General features: G+C 70.7%; 15 protein-coding genes. 7 read left to right on the top strand and 8 right to left on the bottom strand.

Annotation, left to right across the window (positions count from 1 at the left end; genetic code table 11):
* Positions 1–16: 16 nt before the first annotated feature.
* A complete protein-coding gene (locus OG627_RS24185; protein ID WP_329068408.1) occupies positions 17–1,084 on the bottom strand; it encodes a LacI family DNA-binding transcriptional regulator in 1,068 nt (355 codons plus the stop codon).
* Positions 1,085–1,413: 329 nt separating this feature from the next.
* On the opposite strand from OG627_RS24185, the gene OG627_RS24180 reads away from it, so the two are divergent.
* Positions 1,414–2,880 carry an MFS transporter gene (locus OG627_RS24180; RefSeq protein WP_443073527.1) on the top strand — a complete coding sequence of 489 codons (1,467 nt, stop codon included), beginning with the start codon at positions 1,414–1,416 and terminating at the stop codon, positions 2,878–2,880.
* An 86-nt stretch (positions 2,881–2,966) separates the two neighbouring features.
* Here OG627_RS24180 and OG627_RS24175 read toward each other — a convergent pair whose 3' ends face one another.
* Complete coding sequence (locus OG627_RS24175) at positions 2,967–3,176, bottom strand: DUF6243 family protein (protein WP_329068406.1); 210 nt, start codon at positions 3,174–3,176, stop codon at positions 2,967–2,969.
* 251 nt (positions 3,177–3,427) lie between these two features.
* Between OG627_RS24175 and OG627_RS24170 the strand changes: the two genes are divergently transcribed.
* Positions 3,428–4,444: an aldo/keto reductase gene (locus tag OG627_RS24170; protein WP_329068404.1), complete on the top strand. Its 1,017-nt coding sequence runs from the start codon at positions 3,428–3,430 to the stop codon at positions 4,442–4,444.
* A 130-nt stretch (positions 4,445–4,574) separates the two neighbouring features.
* On the top strand, positions 4,575–5,162 hold the full coding sequence (locus OG627_RS24165) for a TetR family transcriptional regulator (protein WP_329068402.1): 588 nt from the start codon (positions 4,575–4,577) through the stop codon (positions 5,160–5,162).
* A 68-nt stretch (positions 5,163–5,230) separates the two neighbouring features.
* Here OG627_RS24165 and OG627_RS24160 read toward each other — a convergent pair whose 3' ends face one another.
* Both OG627_RS24160 and OG627_RS24155 read right to left on the bottom strand, forming a co-directional pair.
* A complete protein-coding gene (locus OG627_RS24160; RefSeq protein ID WP_329068400.1) occupies positions 5,231–5,437 on the bottom strand; it encodes a hypothetical protein in 207 nt (68 codons plus the stop codon).
* 184 nt (positions 5,438–5,621) lie between these two features.
* Positions 5,622–7,004 (bottom strand): glycine--tRNA ligase, encoded by a 1,383-nt coding sequence (locus tag OG627_RS24155; RefSeq protein WP_114623637.1) that lies wholly within the window; start codon positions 7,002–7,004, stop codon positions 5,622–5,624.
* 166 nt (positions 7,005–7,170) lie between these two features.
* On the opposite strand from OG627_RS24155, the gene OG627_RS24150 reads away from it, so the two are divergent.
* The 4 genes from OG627_RS24150 to OG627_RS24135 all read left to right on the top strand — a co-directional run bounded on the left by OG627_RS24150 (position 7,171) and on the right by OG627_RS24135 (position 10,467).
* Positions 7,171–8,154, top strand: coding sequence for a metal ABC transporter substrate-binding protein (locus tag OG627_RS24150; protein WP_329068395.1), 984 nt, complete (start codon positions 7,171–7,173; stop codon positions 8,152–8,154).
* A 29-nt stretch (positions 8,155–8,183) separates the two neighbouring features.
* Positions 8,184–9,053 carry a metal ABC transporter ATP-binding protein gene (locus tag OG627_RS24145; protein ID WP_329068393.1) on the top strand — a complete coding sequence of 290 codons (870 nt, stop codon included), beginning with the start codon at positions 8,184–8,186 and terminating at the stop codon, positions 9,051–9,053.
* Positions 9,054–9,055: 2 nt separating this feature from the next.
* The gene (locus tag OG627_RS24140) at positions 9,056–9,949 is read left to right on the top strand and encodes a metal ABC transporter permease (RefSeq protein ID WP_329068391.1); all 894 of its coding nucleotides are present in this window, start codon (positions 9,056–9,058) and stop codon (positions 9,947–9,949) included.
* Positions 9,950–10,026: 77 nt separating this feature from the next.
* Positions 10,027–10,467, top strand: a complete 441-nt coding sequence (locus tag OG627_RS24135) for a Fur family transcriptional regulator (protein WP_329068388.1) — start codon at positions 10,027–10,029, stop codon at positions 10,465–10,467.
* A gap of 75 nt (positions 10,468–10,542) precedes the next feature.
* Here OG627_RS24135 and OG627_RS24130 read toward each other — a convergent pair whose 3' ends face one another.
* The 4 genes from OG627_RS24130 to leuA all read right to left on the bottom strand — a co-directional run bounded on the left by OG627_RS24130 (position 10,543) and on the right by leuA (position 14,870).
* Complete coding sequence (locus OG627_RS24130) at positions 10,543–11,421, bottom strand: isoprenyl transferase (RefSeq protein WP_329068387.1); 879 nt, start codon at positions 11,419–11,421, stop codon at positions 10,543–10,545.
* A gap of 14 nt (positions 11,422–11,435) precedes the next feature.
* Complete coding sequence (recO, locus tag OG627_RS24125) at positions 11,436–12,185, bottom strand: DNA repair protein RecO (RefSeq protein ID WP_329068385.1); 750 nt, start codon at positions 12,183–12,185, stop codon at positions 11,436–11,438.
* 66 nt (positions 12,186–12,251) lie between these two features.
* The gene (locus OG627_RS24120; RefSeq protein ID WP_329072926.1) at positions 12,252–12,911 is read right to left on the bottom strand and encodes a TerB family tellurite resistance protein; all 660 of its coding nucleotides are present in this window, start codon (positions 12,909–12,911) and stop codon (positions 12,252–12,254) included.
* A 198-nt stretch (positions 12,912–13,109) separates the two neighbouring features.
* On the bottom strand, positions 13,110–14,870 hold the full coding sequence (gene leuA, locus OG627_RS24115; RefSeq protein WP_329068383.1) for a 2-isopropylmalate synthase: 1,761 nt from the start codon (positions 14,868–14,870) through the stop codon (positions 13,110–13,112).
* Positions 14,871–15,000: the final 130 nt, after the last annotated feature.

Here is a 15,000-nt window from a genome sequence, read left to right as displayed (position 1 = left end):
GGCGGGACGCCTCCTCCTACGCCGGGTCCGTCCCCGGGGCGGTCCCCGAGCTGCTGTCCCGCACCACCAGTTCGGGCGTCAGCAGGACCCGTTCCAGCTCCGCCGCCGGATCCTTGAGACGCGCGAGGAGCAGGCGGGTGCAGGCCCGGCCCGCCTCCGCCAGCGGCTGCCGGAGCGAGGAGAGGCTCGGGGAGAGCAGCGCGGCGGCGGCGGAGTCGTCGAATCCGACGACGGCGACGTCCCGCCCCGGCGACACCCCGGCGGCGAGCAGCGCCCGGTAGCAGCCGAGGGCGAGGGTGTCGCTCGCCGCCACCACGGCGGTGACGCCCAGCGGAAGCAGCTCCCCGACGGCCTCGCGCGCGGCGTCGACGTTGTTCCGGGAGCCGGCCCGCAGACCGCGTACGGACAGCCCGTGCCGACCCATCGCCTCCCGCCAGCCCCGCGCCCGGTCGTCGCCCACGCCGGAGCCCTTCGGCCAGCCGAGGAAGGCGATCCTGCGGTGCCCGAGGGCGACGAGGTGGTCGACGGCGGCGCCGGTGCCGTGCGCCCCGTCGACGTCCACCCAGTCCCCCGCCTCTCGGGCCCGCCAGGGGCGGCCGAAGGAGACGTAGGGGATGCCGCGCTTGCGCAGCCAGTCGGGGCGGGGGTCGGCCCGGTAGGTGTTGCTCAGGACGAAGGCGTCGACCGACCGTTCGCGTAACAGCTCGGCGTAGGCGGCGGGTTCGTCCTCGACCTCGGCGGGCACGGCGAACAGCATGACGCGGTAGCCGGCCTGGTCCGCCGAGTCCGAGAGGGCGTGCAGGAAGCTCTCCAGGACGAGCCCGGACACCCCGTCGCGCGTGGCCCGGACTCCGTAACCGATCAGCAGGCTCGACTGGGTGCGCAGCAGACGCGCGGCCTGGTGGGGCCGGTAGTCCATCTCCTCTATCGCCCTGCGGACCCGCTCCAGGGTCCGGGGGGCCAGCAGATCGGGCGAGTTGAGGGCGTTGGACACCGTCTGGGGCGACACTCCGGCCCGTTGGGCGACCAGGGCGAGCGTCGCGGGCTTTTCCTTGGGTCCGCCGGACGGGGTCGTACGTGCCATCGGCCGCCTCCATTTCCACTGTGTCAGCTGAACGCTGATGCCGCGTCAGTCGATTCGAACGTTTCATGTCCCACTCGGCACATAAGATCATCCTTGGTGGGCCGGGTGGAGTGCCACAGACTTCCGAAGGAGAGCGCGGTCCGACGGTCCGACGGCCAGGGACGCATCGGCCCGGGGGCGGAGGGGGCGACGGGCGGATACGCCTGGATCATCGCCGGGACGTCGCGCAACGAGTGAGCCGGGCGGCGCTCAGACTATTGCGGGGTAGTGAATGTACCAGGATAAAGAGACTCTGGTACCAGGCTGGGTGATGCGTAATCGTCGGTGGGGTGAGTAGAACATTCGCGTCCCCCCGGAAGACCTCCCCCGCCGGCTCCGCTCCCACCGCCGGACCGCCCGTCGTCCATGACCACGGTTCCGTCCTCGGGGCGCTCGGCCTCTTCACCGTGCTGCTCGGCGCGGCGCTCCCCCTGATCGACTTCTTCATCGTCAACGTCGCCCTGCCGACGATCGACCACGACCTGGCCGCGGGTCCCGCGCTGCTGGAGCTGGTGGTCGCCGGGTACGGGCTGGCGTACGCCGTGCTGCTCGTCCTCGGCGGAAGACTCGGCGACACCTTCGGGCGGCGACGGCTGTTCCTTGTCGGCATGGCCGCCTTCGGGCTGACCTCGCTCGCCTGTGGACTCGCGCCGACCGCCTGGACCCTGGTCGGGGCGCGGGTCGCGCAGGGCGGCGCCGCGGCGCTGATGCTGCCGCAGGTGCTGGCCACCATCCAGGCCGCGACCGCGGGCCAGCGCCGGGCGAAGGCGCTCAGCCTGTACGGGGCGACGGCCGGCCTGGCGATGGTGGCGGGGCAGATCCTGGGCGGGGTGCTCGTCGCGGCCGATATCGCGGGGAGCGGCTGGCGGGCCATCTTCCTGGTCAATGTGCCGGTCGCGCTGGCCGGGCTGTTCCTGGCGGTCCGCTCGGTGCCCGAGACGCGTTCGGACCGGCCGGCGCCCGTGGACGTGCCGGGAACCCTGCTGCTGGCCGTCAGCCTGGTGACGCTGCTGGCGCCGCTCACCGAGGGCCGGGCGGCCGGGTGGCCGCTGTGGACCTGGGTGTCGCTGGCGGCCTTCCCGGTCGCGGCGTACGCCTTCCTGCGGGTCGAGCGGCGGGCCGACCGGGAGGGGCGGACGCCGCTGGTGCCGCCGAGCCTGTTCGCGCTGGTCACGCTCCGGCGCGGGCTGGCGCTGCTGGTGCCGTTCGGGATCAGCTTCGGCGGGTTCATGTTCGTGATCGCCGTGGCGCTCCAGCAGGGCCTGCGTATGGGGGCGATCACCGCCGGAATGGCGCTGGTGCCGATGGCCGTGGCGTTCTTCGCCGCCTCGCTGGCCGGGCCCCGGCTGATCCGGCGGTACGGCAGCCTGCTGGTGACGGCGGGCGCGGTCGTCCAGGCGGTCGGGGTCGCGCTGCTGGTGCTCGCCGTCCGGCACGGCTGGCCCGCGCTCACCTCGCTCGACCTGCTGCCGGGCGTCGCGCTGGCCGGTCTGGGCCAGGGCTTCCAGCTGCCGGTCATCGTGCGGATCGTGCTCTCCGACATCCCGGCCGAACGGGCGGGAGTGGGCGGTGGCGTCATGGTCACGGCGCAGCAGTCGGCGCTGGCGCTCGGGGTGGCGACGCTGGGCTCGCTCTTCCTGAGCCTGACGACGTCCATGGGGATGGGCGACGCGCTGACGATCACACTGCTGGTGCAGCTGGGGCTGGTCGTGCTGACGGGGCTGCTGAGTCTGCGGCTGCCGCGCGCGATCGGCTGAGCCGACCGGCGAGACGATCGCCGACGCCGACGGGCCCGGACCACCGAGGTGGTCCGGGCCCGTCGTCCGCTCTGTTCCTGCCCGCGTCAGTCCTGGGTGGCGGCCTGCTGACCGTCCTGGCCGGATCCGCTCTGACCGGCGGCGCGCTCGCGCATCTTGCGCAGGAGTTCCTGCTTCTGGTCGGCGGAGACCTTGCGGTTGGCGTCGCGGGCGGGGGCGCTGGACTGCGGGTCCGTGCGCCCGGTCTTGGTGCGCTGACCGCCCACGCCGAGAAGGTTGTTGCGGCTCTTTGCCACGGGGTTCTCCCGAAGTGATGAGAAGTGATCTGCGGAATCGTCGGTGGGGGGCGGGCTGTCGCCGCCGCGCTCTCACTCGTAGATCTGGAAGAACATACGGCTGACGCTACCACCGGGCGGGGCCCGGGACGCAACGCGTTTTCCGGCGACGGACACCTGACGAGTGACAGATATTGAAATCTGTCACTCGTCATGCCATGGTTGATCGTGTCACTCCCGATCCATCCGCGATTCGCACGGAGGAATCCGCCATGACCACCCTCCCCACCCGCGCCCTCGGCTCCACGGGCCTCCGGTCCGCCGCGCTCGGCCTCGGCTGTATGGGCATGTCCGGTGCGTACGGGGCCGGCGACGACCGCGGCGAGTCCGTCGCCACGATCCACGCCGCGCTCGACGCCGGCATCACCCTGATCGACACCGGCGACTTCTACGGCATGGGCCACAACGAGCTGCTGATCAACGAGGCCCTGCGCACCGCGTCCCCGGCGGCGCGCGAACGGGCCGTCGTCAGCGTCAAGTTCGGCGCCCTGCGCGACCCGGACGACGGGTGGGGCGGGCTCGACGGACGTCCCGCGGCCGTGAAGAACTTCGCCGCGTACTCCCTCCGGCGGCTGGGCGTGGACCACATCGACATCTACCGGCCCTCGCGGCTCGACCCGGACGTGCCGATCGAGGAGACGGTCGGCGCCGTCGCGGAGCTGGTCCAGGCCGGATACGTCCGGCACATCGGGCTCTCGGAGGTCGGCGCGGAGACCATCCGCCGGGCCGCCGCCACGGCCCCGATCTGCGATCTCCAGATCGAGTACGCCCTGATCTCACGCGGTATCGAGGCCGACATCCTGCCGACGCTCCGCGAGCTGGGCATCGGCGTCACCGCGTACGGGGTGCTGTCGCGCGGACTCATCGGCGGGCACTTCACCGGCGACCAGAAGCTGGCCGCCGACGATTTCCGGGCGATCAGCCCGCGCTTCCAGGGGGAGAACCTCCGGCACAACCTCACGCTGGTCGAGTCGCTGCGCAAGATCGCCGAGCAGAAGGGCGTGACGGTCGCGCAGATCGCCATCGCCTGGGTGCTGTCCCGGGGCGAGGACATCGTGCCGCTCGTCGGCGCCCGCAGCCGCGGGCGGCTGACCGAGGCCCTCGGCGCCCTGGACGTCACGCTGGACGACGGGGATCTCGCCGCCATCGAGCGCGCCGTCCCCGCCGACGCCGCCGCCGGGGAGCGCTACCCGAGCCCCCAGATGGCGATGCTGGACAGCGAGCGCTGACGGGCGCCCGGCGGCGGGAGGCGGTCGGCACGGACCGGTCGGCCTGACAGGTACCGTCATCTGTCATACGCGTCCCGCCGACGGCACCACCGCCCTCCGGCGCCGTACGAGCCATGAAAGGGCTGGCCTCATGAGCACCGAGCCCCTGACCGCCGAGCGCATCCTCGAAGCCACCGAGGAGGTGCTGCGGCGCTACGGTCCCGCGAAGGCGACGGTCGTCGATGTGGCACGGGTGCTCGGCGTCAGCCACGGCAGTGTCTACCGGCACTTCCGTACGAAGGCGGCTCTGCGCGAGGCGGTCACCAAGCAGTGGCTGAGCCGCACGGAAACAGCCCTCGCCCAGGTCATCAGCGACGACGAGCGGGAGTCGGGGCCGGCGAAGCTGCGGGAGTGGCTGCTGACGCTGTTCGCCGCCAAGCGGCACAAGGCGGGAGACGATCCGGAGCTGTTCGCCACGTTCTCCGTGCTCGCCCACGAGAGCAGCGGCGTGGTCGACGCGCATCTGGCGGAGCTGGCGGCGCAGCTCACCCTCATCATCGAAGAGGGCGTACGGGCGGGGCGCTTCGTCGCGGAGGACCCGGCGAGCAGCGCCGGGGCGGTGTTCGCCGCGACGGCCCGCTTCCATGACCCGGCCTATGCGGCGGAGTGGAGCAAGCCCACGATCGACGCGGAGTTCGACGCCGTGTCGGAGCTGCTGCTGCGCGGCCTGCGGGCCTGACCGGCCCCGACCGGCCCCGACCCTGCCCGCGGGATCGGACCCGGTCCGGCTCGGTCCCGGCCGGGCGCTCAGCCCGCCGTCGGGTCCACCGTCGCCTGGTGGGCGTCGGTGAGGTGTTCCTCGGCCTTGAGCCAGGGCAGGAACTGCGCGCTCTTGCGCCAGCCGCAGGTGTCGCAGACCAACGACCGCTGCACACCGGCCTTCTGGACGCGTACGACGTGTTCGCGTCCGTGCTGGTCCCATCGGGTGACCTTGCTGGTGGTCGTGGACGGCATGATCCGTGTCTCCCTCGTAGGCCGGGGCCCAGTGTGCCGTACGGACAACATCAACAGATCAGATCCCCCAAGGGAGTTGAAGAGGCCGGGATGGCCCCCGGCACGAGGAAGGCCCCCGGTTCCGTGTCGGAACGGAACCGGGGGCCTTCCCGTGTGCCGGTGGGGCACCGCCTCGTCTGCCGGTTCAGCAGCCGATCAGGCGGCCGCCCAGGTAGCTCTGGATCTGGTCCAGCGAGACGCGCTCCTGCTTCATCGTGTCGCGCTCGCGCACGGTCACCGCGTTGTCGTCCAGGGTGTCGAAGTCGACCGTGACGCAGAACGGCGTGCCGATCTCGTCCTGGCGGCGGTAGCGGCGGCCGATGGCGCCCGCGTCGTCGAACTCGATGTTCCAGTTGCGCCGCAGGTCCGTCGCGAGGCCCTTCGCCTTCGGCGAGAGCTGCGGGTTGCGGGAGAGCGGCAGGACGGCCACCTTGACCGGCGCGAGGCGCGGGTCGAGGCGCATCACGACACGCTTCTCCATCACGCCCTTGGCGTTGGGCGCCTCGTCCTCGTTGTACGCGTCGAGGAGGAAGGCGAGCATCGCGCGGCCGACACCGGCGGCGGGCTCGATGACGTACGGGGTCCAGCGCTCGCCGGCCTCCTGGTCGAAGTACGACAGGTCGTGGCCGGACGCCTTGGAGTGCGCCGAGAGGTCGTAGTCGGTGCGGTTGGCGACACCCTCCAGCTCGCCCCACTCGCTGCCGCCGAACTGGAAGCGGTACTCGATGTCGGCGGTGCGCTTGGAGTAGTGCGAGAGCTTCTCGGCCGGGTGGTCGTACCAGCGCATGTTCTCCTCACGGAGGCCCAGGTCGCGGTACCAGTTCCAGCGCTGCTCCATCCAGTATTCCTGCCACTGCTCGTCCTCGCCCGGCTTGACGAAGAACTCCATCTCCATCTGCTCGAACTCGCGCGTGCGGAAGATGAAGTTGCCCGGAGTGATCTCGTTCCGGAAGGACTTGCCCATCTGCGCGATGCCGAACGGCGGCTTCTTGCGGGACGTCTGCTGCACCTGGGCGAAGTTGGTGAAAATGCCCTGCGCGGTCTCGGGCCGCAGATACGCGACGGACCCGGAGTCCTGCGTCGGGCCGAGGTGCGTGGAGAGCAGCCCGGAGAACTGCTTGGGCTCGGTGAAGGTGCCCTTGTTTCCACAGTTGGGGCAGTTGAGGTCGGTGAGGCCGTTCTCGGGGGCCTTGCCGTGCTTGGCCTCGTACGCCTCTTCCAGGTGGTCGGCGCGGAAACGCTTGTGACAGGAGGTGCACTCGGTGAGCGGGTCGGTGAAGGTCGCGACGTGGCCCGACGCTTCCCAGACCTCGGTGGCGAGGATCACCGATGAGTCGATACCGACAACGTCCTCGCGCGAGGTGACCATGTAACGCCACCACTGACGCTTGAGGTTCTCCTTCAGCTCGACTCCGAGCGGCCCGTAGTCCCAGGCGGCGCGCTGGCCACCGTAGATCTCACTGCACGGGTAGACGAAGCCACGGCGCTTGCTCAGGTTGACGATGCTGTCGATCTTGTCGGCGGCCACGGTGCTCTCTTCATTACGACGACGACGAACGGCGAATGACTCAGATTAGCGGCGGGCGCACCCCTTCGATCAAATCGGTGCTGGGTATCGGACATCCCGCCCACTTCACAAGCCATTCCCGACCTGTTGTTGACAATCGTTTCCACTTTTGTTGAAAATGACTGTCATGAACGTACGACGCCTGATACCCACCGCCACCATCGCCGGAGCTGTCGCGCTCGGGATGGTGGCCCTGTCCGCCTGCTCCTCCTCCGACGCCGCCACGAAGAGCGGGGGGAAGCTCGCGGTGACCGCGTCGTTCTACCCCATGCAGTTCCTGGCCCAGGAGATAGGCGGCGACCATGTCTCCGTCACCACTCTCACCAAGCCCGGCGTGGAGCCGCACGACCTGGAGCTGAAGCCCCGGCAGACCGCCCAGCTCGGCGAAGCCGATGTGATCGTCTACCTCAAGGGCATCCAGCCCGCCGTGGACAAGGCCATCGCCCAGTCCGGTGTGCAGAACACCGTCGACGCGACCACCCTGACCACGATGGAGAAGCACGGCACCGAGGCCGGGCACGCGCACGGCGACGACGACCACGCCGACGAGGAGACCCACGCCGCCGAGGACGAGGAAGCCTCCGCCGACGGCAACGACCCGCACATCTGGCTCGACCCGGTGAAGTTCGCCGAGGTCGCCAAGGGGGTCGGCGCCGCCCTGGAGAAGGCCGACCCGGACCACGCCGCCGCGTACAAGAAGAACACCGCCGCCCTGGTCACCAGGCTCGACGGGCTGAACACCGCGTTCGAGCAGGGTCTCGCCGACACCTCCACCAAGACCTTCATCACCACCCACGCCGCCTTCGGCTACCTCGCCGAGCGCTACGGCCTGGAGCAGGAGGCCATCGCCGGCATCGACCCCGAGGCCGAGCCGAGCCCCGCCCGGGTCAAGGAACTGGAGACCATCGCGAAGCGCGACAAGGTCAGCACCGTATTCTTCGAGACGCTCGCCAGCGACAAGACCGCCAAGACCCTCGCCGGGGACTCAGGACTGAAGACCGACGTCCTGGACCCGCTGGAGGGAATTACGGACAAGTCGAAGGGCGCTGACTACGTCGAGGTCATGCGGTCGAACCTCGCGGCACTGCGAAAGGCGCTCGGCGCGAAGTGAATCTGACAGCGGCATCGGAGGCGCCCGGCATGGCGACGGCGAAGAGCGAACACGCCCCGGAAGCGGTGGAGCGCGACCACGCCCCACAGACGGTGGAACCCCAGGAGCCCGGTCCGCGCCCGGCGCCGGTCATCTCGCTGCGCGGCGCCACCGCCACGCTCGGCGCGCGCCCCGTGCTGCGCGGCATCGACCTCACCGTGCGCCCCGGTGAGGTCGTCGCGCTGCTCGGCGCCAACGGCTCCGGCAAGTCCACCGCCGTGCGCTCGGTGATCGGCCAGGTGCCGCTGGCGAGCGGCGAGATCGCGCTGTTCGGCACCCCGCTGCGGCGCTTTCGCGACTGGGCCCGCGTCGGCTACGTACCGCAGCGCACCACGGCAGCGAGCGGGGTGCCCGCGACCGTACGCGAGGTCGTCTCCTCCGGCCGGCTCTCCCGTACACGCCTGGGATGGCCCTCCAAGGCCGATCGGGCGGCCGTCCAGCGTGCCATCGAGCTGGTGGGCCTGGCCGACCGCGCCAAGGACTCCGTGGGCGCCCTGTCGGGCGGCCAGCACCAGCGCGTGCTGATAGCCAGGGCGCTCGCCGCCGAACCCGAGCTGCTGATCATGGACGAGCCGATGGCGGGCGTCGACCTGGCCAGCCAGGAGATCCTCGCGGCGACCCTGCGCGAGCAGGTGGCGGCCGGTACGACCGTCCTGCTGGTCCTGCACGAGCTGGGCCCGCTGGAGCCGCTCATCGACCGGGCGGTGGTGCTGCGCGACGGCTGTGTGACCCACGACGGTCCGCCGCCCAGGGCCGTCGGCCGGCACGCCCCGCCCGGCCACGGCCCCGAGCCCTTGACCGATTCGAGCTGTCACCCCCACGCGGCCGGCGAGCCGCTCCGTACCGGACTGCTGAGCTGACCATGGAAATACTTCAGACCCCCTTCATGCAGCGGGCGCTGATAGCGGCCGTCCTGGTCGGCATCACCGCCCCCGCCGTCGGCATCTACCTCGTCCAGCGCCGCCAGGCGCTGATGGGCGACGGCATCGGCCACGTCGCGATGACCGGGGTCGGGCTCGGCTTCCTGCTCTCCTGGAGCCCCGTGTGGGTGGCCACGCTGGTCTCGGTGGCCGGCGCCGTCACGATGGAGCTGATCAGGGCGTACGGCCGCACCCGCGGCGACATCGCGCTCGCGATGCTCTTCTACGGCGGCATGGCGGGCGGCGTCCTGCTGATCAACCTCGCGCCGAACGGCTCCAACGCCAACCTCAGCACCTATCTCTTCGGCTCCCTGTCGACGGTCTCGCCCTCCGACGTGACCGCGATCTCGCTGCTGGCCGCCTTCGTGATGCTGGTGACGGTGGGACTGCGCAGGCAGCTCTTCGCGGTGAGCCAGGACGAGGAGTTCGCCCGGGTCACCGGGCTGCCGGTGCGCACCCTGAACCTGCTGATCGCCGTGACGGCCGCGGTGACCGTGACCGTCGCCATGCGGGTCGTGGGGCTGCTGCTGGTCAGCGCGCTGATGGTGGTGCCGGTGGCGGCGGCGCAGCAGATCACCCGGTCCTTCGTGGTGACCTTCGTACTCGCCGTCGTGATCGGTACGGCCGTGACGCTGGCCGGTACGGTCACCTCGTACTACCAGGACGTACCCCCCGGCGCGACGATCGTGCTCATCGCCATCGGCGTCTTCGTGCTGCTGACCGCGCTCGCCGCGCCGCTGGCCGCGCGACGGGCCCGCGCGCTGCGGGCGGCGGGCCACCCGCCGGACGTGGACGTACCGGCCGCGCGGCGACCCACGGACGAGGTAACGGTCTGAGCGCGAGCTGGCACAATGGCCCGACGTAAGCGGGTAACGCCCGACGGATGACGACGGGCAGAGGCAAGGAGGCACCTGTGACGACTGCGCCCAGCAGTGGATCGAGCGCGGCCCCCGTCCGCGGCCGATCGACCCGTCAGCGTGCCGCGGTGGCGGCGGCGCTCGACGAGGTGGACGAGTTCCGCAGTGCGCAGGAGCTTCACGACATGCTCAAGCACCGCGGCGACTCGGTCGGTCTGACCACGGTCTACCGCACCCTCCAGTCCCTCGCCGACGCCGGCGAGGTCGACGTACTGCGCACGAACGACGGCGAGTCGGTCTACCGGCGCTGCTCGACCGGCGACCACCATCACCATCTGGTCTGCCGGGTCTGCGGGAAGGCCGTCGAGGTCGAGGGCCCCGCGGTGGAGCAGTGGGCCGAGACGGTCGCCGCGCAGCACGGCTACGTGGCAGTGGCCCACACGGTGGAGATCTTCGGCACGTGCGCGGAGTGCGCGGAGAGAGCCGCGAAGAACTGACGCTGCTCTCGCTTCGCCGGACGGCCGGCCGATGTCAGGCCCGGCCCGTCCGGCGATACGAGGAGACGGCGCCGCTCAGCCCCGCGGAGCCTCCGAAGGCGGCTCAGCCCGCTCCTCCAGCTCGTCCTGCTCCGCCACGTCCCCCTGGGAGTCCTCGTTGGGCAGCGCGCCGCCGAAGCGGCGGTCGCGGGAGGCGTACTCCAGGCACGCCCGCCACAGATCGCGCCGGTCGAAGTCGGGCCACAGCACGTCCTGGAAGACCATCTCGGCGTAACTGCTCTGCCAGAGCAGGTAGTTGGACGTACGCTGCTCACCGCTCGGCCGTAGGAAGACATCCACGTCCGGCATGTCCGGGTAGTAGAGGTACTTGGCGAACGTCTTCTCGTTGACCTTGGACGGGTCGAGCTTGCCGGCCGCGACATCGGCGGCGAGCGCCTGCGCCGCGTCCGCGATCTCAGCGCGGCCGCCGTAGTTGACGCAGAAGTAGAGCGTCATGGCGTCGTTGTCCTTGGTCTGCTCCTGCGCGACCTGAAGCTCCTGGACGACGGACTTCCACATCTTGGGCATCCGGCCGACCCAGCGGATCCGGATCCCCAGCTCGTTCATCTCGTCGCGGCGGCGCCGGATGACATCGCGGTTGAAGTTCATCAGGAAGCGCACCTCGTCGGGCGTCCGCTTCCAGTTCTCGGTGGAGAACGCGTACAGGGACAGGTTCTTGACGCCCATCTCCAGGCAGCCCTTGAGCACGTCGAGGACGACGCCCTCGCCCACCTTGTGCCCCTCGGTGCGCGGCAGCCCGCGCTCCTTGGCCCAGCGTCCGTTGCCGTCCATGACGACGGCCACGTGCTTGGGCACCAGCTCGCTCTGGATCCTCGGCGGAACAGCGCCGGAGGGATGCGGTTCCGGCGTCTTGTACTCGCGGCGGGAACGCCCCAGGATTCCGCGTCGTGCCATGCGCTTCTCGTCTCCTAGTTCTTCTCTACGTATCTGAGTGAGCGCAGGCCGCGCTCCAGATGCCAGTGCAGATAGGCGGACACCAGCCCGCTGCCCTCCCTGACATGTCGCGCCTCGCACGCGTCGGCCGTCTGCCAGTCCCCCGTCAGCAGCGCGCTGAGCAGTCCGACGGCCTCAGCAGAGGGTACGACGCTGCCGGGCACCCGGCAGTCCCCGCACACGACCCCGCCCGCCCCGACCGAGAAGAAGCGGTTGGGGCCCTGGAGCCCGCACTTCGCGCAGTCGTCGAAGCTGGGCGCGTACCCGTTGACGGCCAGCGAGCGCAGCAGAAAGGCGTCCAGGATCAGATGCGGCGCGTGCTCCCCGCGCGCCAGGGTGCGCAGGCCGCCGACGAGCAGCAGATACTGCTGCACGGCCGGCTCGCCCTCGTGATCGGTGAATCGTTCCGCCGTCTCCAGCATGGCGGTGCCCGCGGTGTAGCGGGCGTAGTCGGTCACGATGCCGCCACCGTACGGAGCGATGGTCTCGCCCTGGGTGCACAGCGGCAGCCCCCGTCCGATCAGCTCGCTCCCCCGCGCGAAGAACTGCACGTCGACGTGGGAGAACGGCTCCAGCCGCGCCCCGAACTTGGACTTCGTCCGCCGCACCCCCCGGGCGACGGCGCGGACACGGCCATGGCCGCGGGTCAGAAGCGTGATGATGCGGTCGGCCTCACCGAGCTTCTGAGTGCGCAGTACGACGCCGTCGTCCCGGAACAGACTCATGGGCTTCATTGTCCCGCACCCGCGCCCGCACCCGCGCCGCGCGGCGGTCCCCGGCCGCCCCGCCGCTCACGAGAAGGTGCCCGCCGCCGCCAGCAGCCGCTCCGTGTCGTCCGCCCGCAGCTGGAGCGCGCCGCCGACCGTGGACAGCACCTCGCGCTCCGGTGGGCTGTAGGCGCCGTCGGCCAGGGCGATCCGGGCGCCCTGGAGGAGGATCGACTCCCGGCCGGCCGGTGCCAGGTGGGGGGCGAGCGGCTCCAGCGCTTCGTGCAGCTCGATGGCGAGCGCCGCGCCGCACGGGCCCGGCTCGACGATGAACCGGCCGGTGTCCGCGGCGAGCGCCTCGACCAGGTCCGTCAGCCGGTCCTCCGTGCAGTCCTCGAATCCGGCCGCGCGTACGGTCAGGACGGCGGTCTCCCTGACCGTACGGGACGAGGTGCCGCCGGCCGCGAGGACCGCGAGGGCGACCGTGTGGACGGCGTCGCGCAGCATCGCGGAGAAGCGGATCGTGGTGGGGTGGTCCAGGACGTCCATGCCGAAGTGGGCGTGGCAGGCCGCGCATTCGACCACCGGTCCGGCGACGCCGCGCGGGAGCAGCGGGATACCGAGGACGGTGAACCGGCGACGGCCCGTGCGGCGGCGGTAGTTGCGGTCGCCACCGCAGTCGGGGCAGAAGAACTCCCCGTCACCGACGGTGTTCCACGACGTGCGAATGCCGCAGACGCGCATTTTCCGGCCGCTTGATCGTTGGGTTGGCAGCACGTCGCGCACCTCCGTAACGCTCCGGCATCATTGCCGCGTTGACGTGATGTTAGCCACATCTTCGGCGTGGCGTCAGCACCATGGCGTCAGTTCGCCACGACATGGCTGAACCCCGCCCACCGAAGTGGCGGGCGGGGCTCGTGTGGTCCGGGGTAAAGCCTCAGGTCAGCGGGTCGCCCGGTTCACCGCGGAGATGACGGCCTTCAGCGACGCACGCGTGGTGTTCGCGTCGATTCCGATCCCCCACAGGACCTTGCCGTCGATCGCGCACTCGATGTACGAGGCGGCCTGGGAGCTCGCGCCCTCGCTCATCGTGTGCTCCTGGTAGTCCAGCAGCCTGGCGTCCACCCCGACCTCGGCCAGCGCCTCGAAGAAGGCCGAGATCGGACCGTTGCCGGTGCCGCTCAGCGTCGTCTCCTCGCCGTCCACCGCGGCCTGCACGGTCAGCGTGTCGCGGCCGTCCGTGTCGGTCGTGGTCTGGCCGGAGCGCAGCTGGAGCCGGCCCCAGGCGTTGTCCGGGTTGGGCAGGTACTCGTCCTGGAAGGCCGACCAGATCTGGCCGGGCGTGACCTCGCCGCCCTCGGCGTCGGTCTTGGCCTGGATGATGCGGGAGAACTCGATCTGCATCCGGCGCGGCAGGTCCAGCTTGTGGTCGTTCTTCAGGACGTACGCGATCCCGCCCTTGCCGGACTGCGAGTTGACCCGGATGACCGCCTCGTAGGACCGGCCGACGTCCTTCGGGTCGATCGGCAGGTACGGCACGGCCCACTCGATCTCGTCGACGGTCCTGCCCCGCTCGGCGGCGTCGGCCTCCCGCGCGTCGAAGCCCTTCTTGATGGCGTCCTGGTGGGAGCCGGAGAAGGACGTGTAGACCAGATCGCCCGCGTAGGGGTGGCGCGGGTGGATCTCCATCTGGTTGCAGTACTCGCTGGTACGACGGATCTCGTCGATCTGCGAGAAGTCGATCTGCGGGTCGACGCCCTGCGAGAAGAGGTTCATGCCCAGCGTCACCAGGTCGACGTTGCCGGTGCGCTCGCCCTGGCCGAACAGGCAGCCCTCGACACGGTCGGCACCGGCCATCAGCGCCAGCTCGGCGGCGGCCACGGCCGTGCCCCGGTCGTTGTGCGGGTGCACGGACAGGCAGACGTGCTCGCGGCGGGAGAGGTTGCGCGACATCCACTCGAAGCGGTCCGCGTGCGTGGATGGCGTGGACCGCTCCACCGTGGCGGGCAGGTTGAGGATGATCTCGCGGCCGGCCTCGGGCTGCCAGACGTCCATGACGGCCTCGCAGACCTCCAGCGCGAAGTCCAGCTCGGTGTCGGTGAAGATCTCCGGGCTGTACTGGTAGCCGAAGGTCGTCTCCGGGCCGAGGATCTTCTCCGCGTACTCCATCACCAGCCGGGTGCCGTCCACGGCGATCTGCTTGACCTGCTCGCGCGTGCCGCGGAAGACGACCCGGCGGAAGGTGGGGGCGGTGGCGTTGTAGAGGTGCACGGTGGCGCGGTGGGCGCCGCGCAGCGCCTCGACGGTGCGCTCGATCAGCTCCTCGCGGGCCTGGGTCAGGACGGAGATCGTCACGTCCTCGGGGATCGCGCCCTCTTCGATGATCGACCGCACGAAGGCGAAGTCGGTCTCGCCGGAGGCCGGGAAGCCGACCTCGATCTCCTTGTAGCCCATGCGCACCAGCAGGTCGAACATCTCGCGCTTGCGGGCCGGCGACATCGGGTCGATCAGAGCCTGGTTGCCGTCGCGCAGATCGGTGGAGAGCCAGCGGGGGGCGGTGGTGATCCGGTTTTCCGGCCAGCCGCGGTCGGGGATGGCGACGGCCTCGTACGGGCCGTACTTGTGGATCGGCATCCCGGAGGGCTTCTGGGTGTGGGTCGCGTTGGTGACGGGCGTGGGGCGGCCTACGGAAGAATCAGACATTGCGTGGGGCTCCTCGTACTGTCCGCTGGAACGGCCGACGGGGCGTGATCACCGCAACGCCAAACTCCGCGGGGAGGGGGTCGGCCTACGACTACAGGCCCTCGCCGCGGCAGCTAAGGAGAAGCAGCCC

The sequence above is a fragment of the Streptomyces sp. NBC_01429 genome (assembly GCF_036231945.1).
Lineage (GTDB): Bacteria > Actinomycetota > Actinomycetes > Streptomycetales > Streptomycetaceae > Streptomyces.
This window is presented reverse-complemented; position numbering and strand designations above follow the sequence as displayed.

Bases quoted from the DNA above. Each gene is read 5' to 3' on its own strand.
- OG627_RS24145 (WP_329068393.1), top strand. From the start codon at position 8,184: ATGGCGACGGCGAAGAGCGAACACGCCCCGGAAGCGGTGGAGCGCGAC.
- OG627_RS24120 (WP_329072926.1), bottom strand. From the start codon at position 12,911: ATGCGCGTCTGCGGCATTCGCACGTCGTGGAACACCGTCGGTGACGGG.
- OG627_RS24130 (WP_329068387.1), bottom strand. From the start codon at position 11,421: ATGGCACGACGCGGAATCCTGGGGCGTTCCCGCCGCGAGTACAAGACG.
- OG627_RS24160 (WP_329068400.1), bottom strand. From the start codon at position 5,437: ATGCCGTCCACGACCACCAGCAAGGTCACCCGATGGGACCAGCACGGA.
- OG627_RS24185 (WP_329068408.1), bottom strand. From the start codon at position 1,084: ATGGCACGTACGACCCCGTCCGGCGGACCCAAGGAAAAGCCCGCGACG.
- OG627_RS24150 (WP_329068395.1), top strand. From the start codon at position 7,171: ATGAACGTACGACGCCTGATACCCACCGCCACCATCGCCGGAGCTGTC.
- OG627_RS24165 (WP_329068402.1), top strand. From the start codon at position 4,575: ATGAGCACCGAGCCCCTGACCGCCGAGCGCATCCTCGAAGCCACCGAG.
- OG627_RS24140 (WP_329068391.1), top strand. From the start codon at position 9,056: ATGGAAATACTTCAGACCCCCTTCATGCAGCGGGCGCTGATAGCGGCC.
- recO (WP_329068385.1), bottom strand. From the start codon at position 12,185: ATGAGTCTGTTCCGGGACGACGGCGTCGTACTGCGCACTCAGAAGCTC.
- leuA (WP_329068383.1), bottom strand. From the start codon at position 14,870: ATGTCTGATTCTTCCGTAGGCCGCCCCACGCCCGTCACCAACGCGACC.
- OG627_RS24170 (WP_329068404.1), top strand. From the start codon at position 3,428: ATGACCACCCTCCCCACCCGCGCCCTCGGCTCCACGGGCCTCCGGTCC.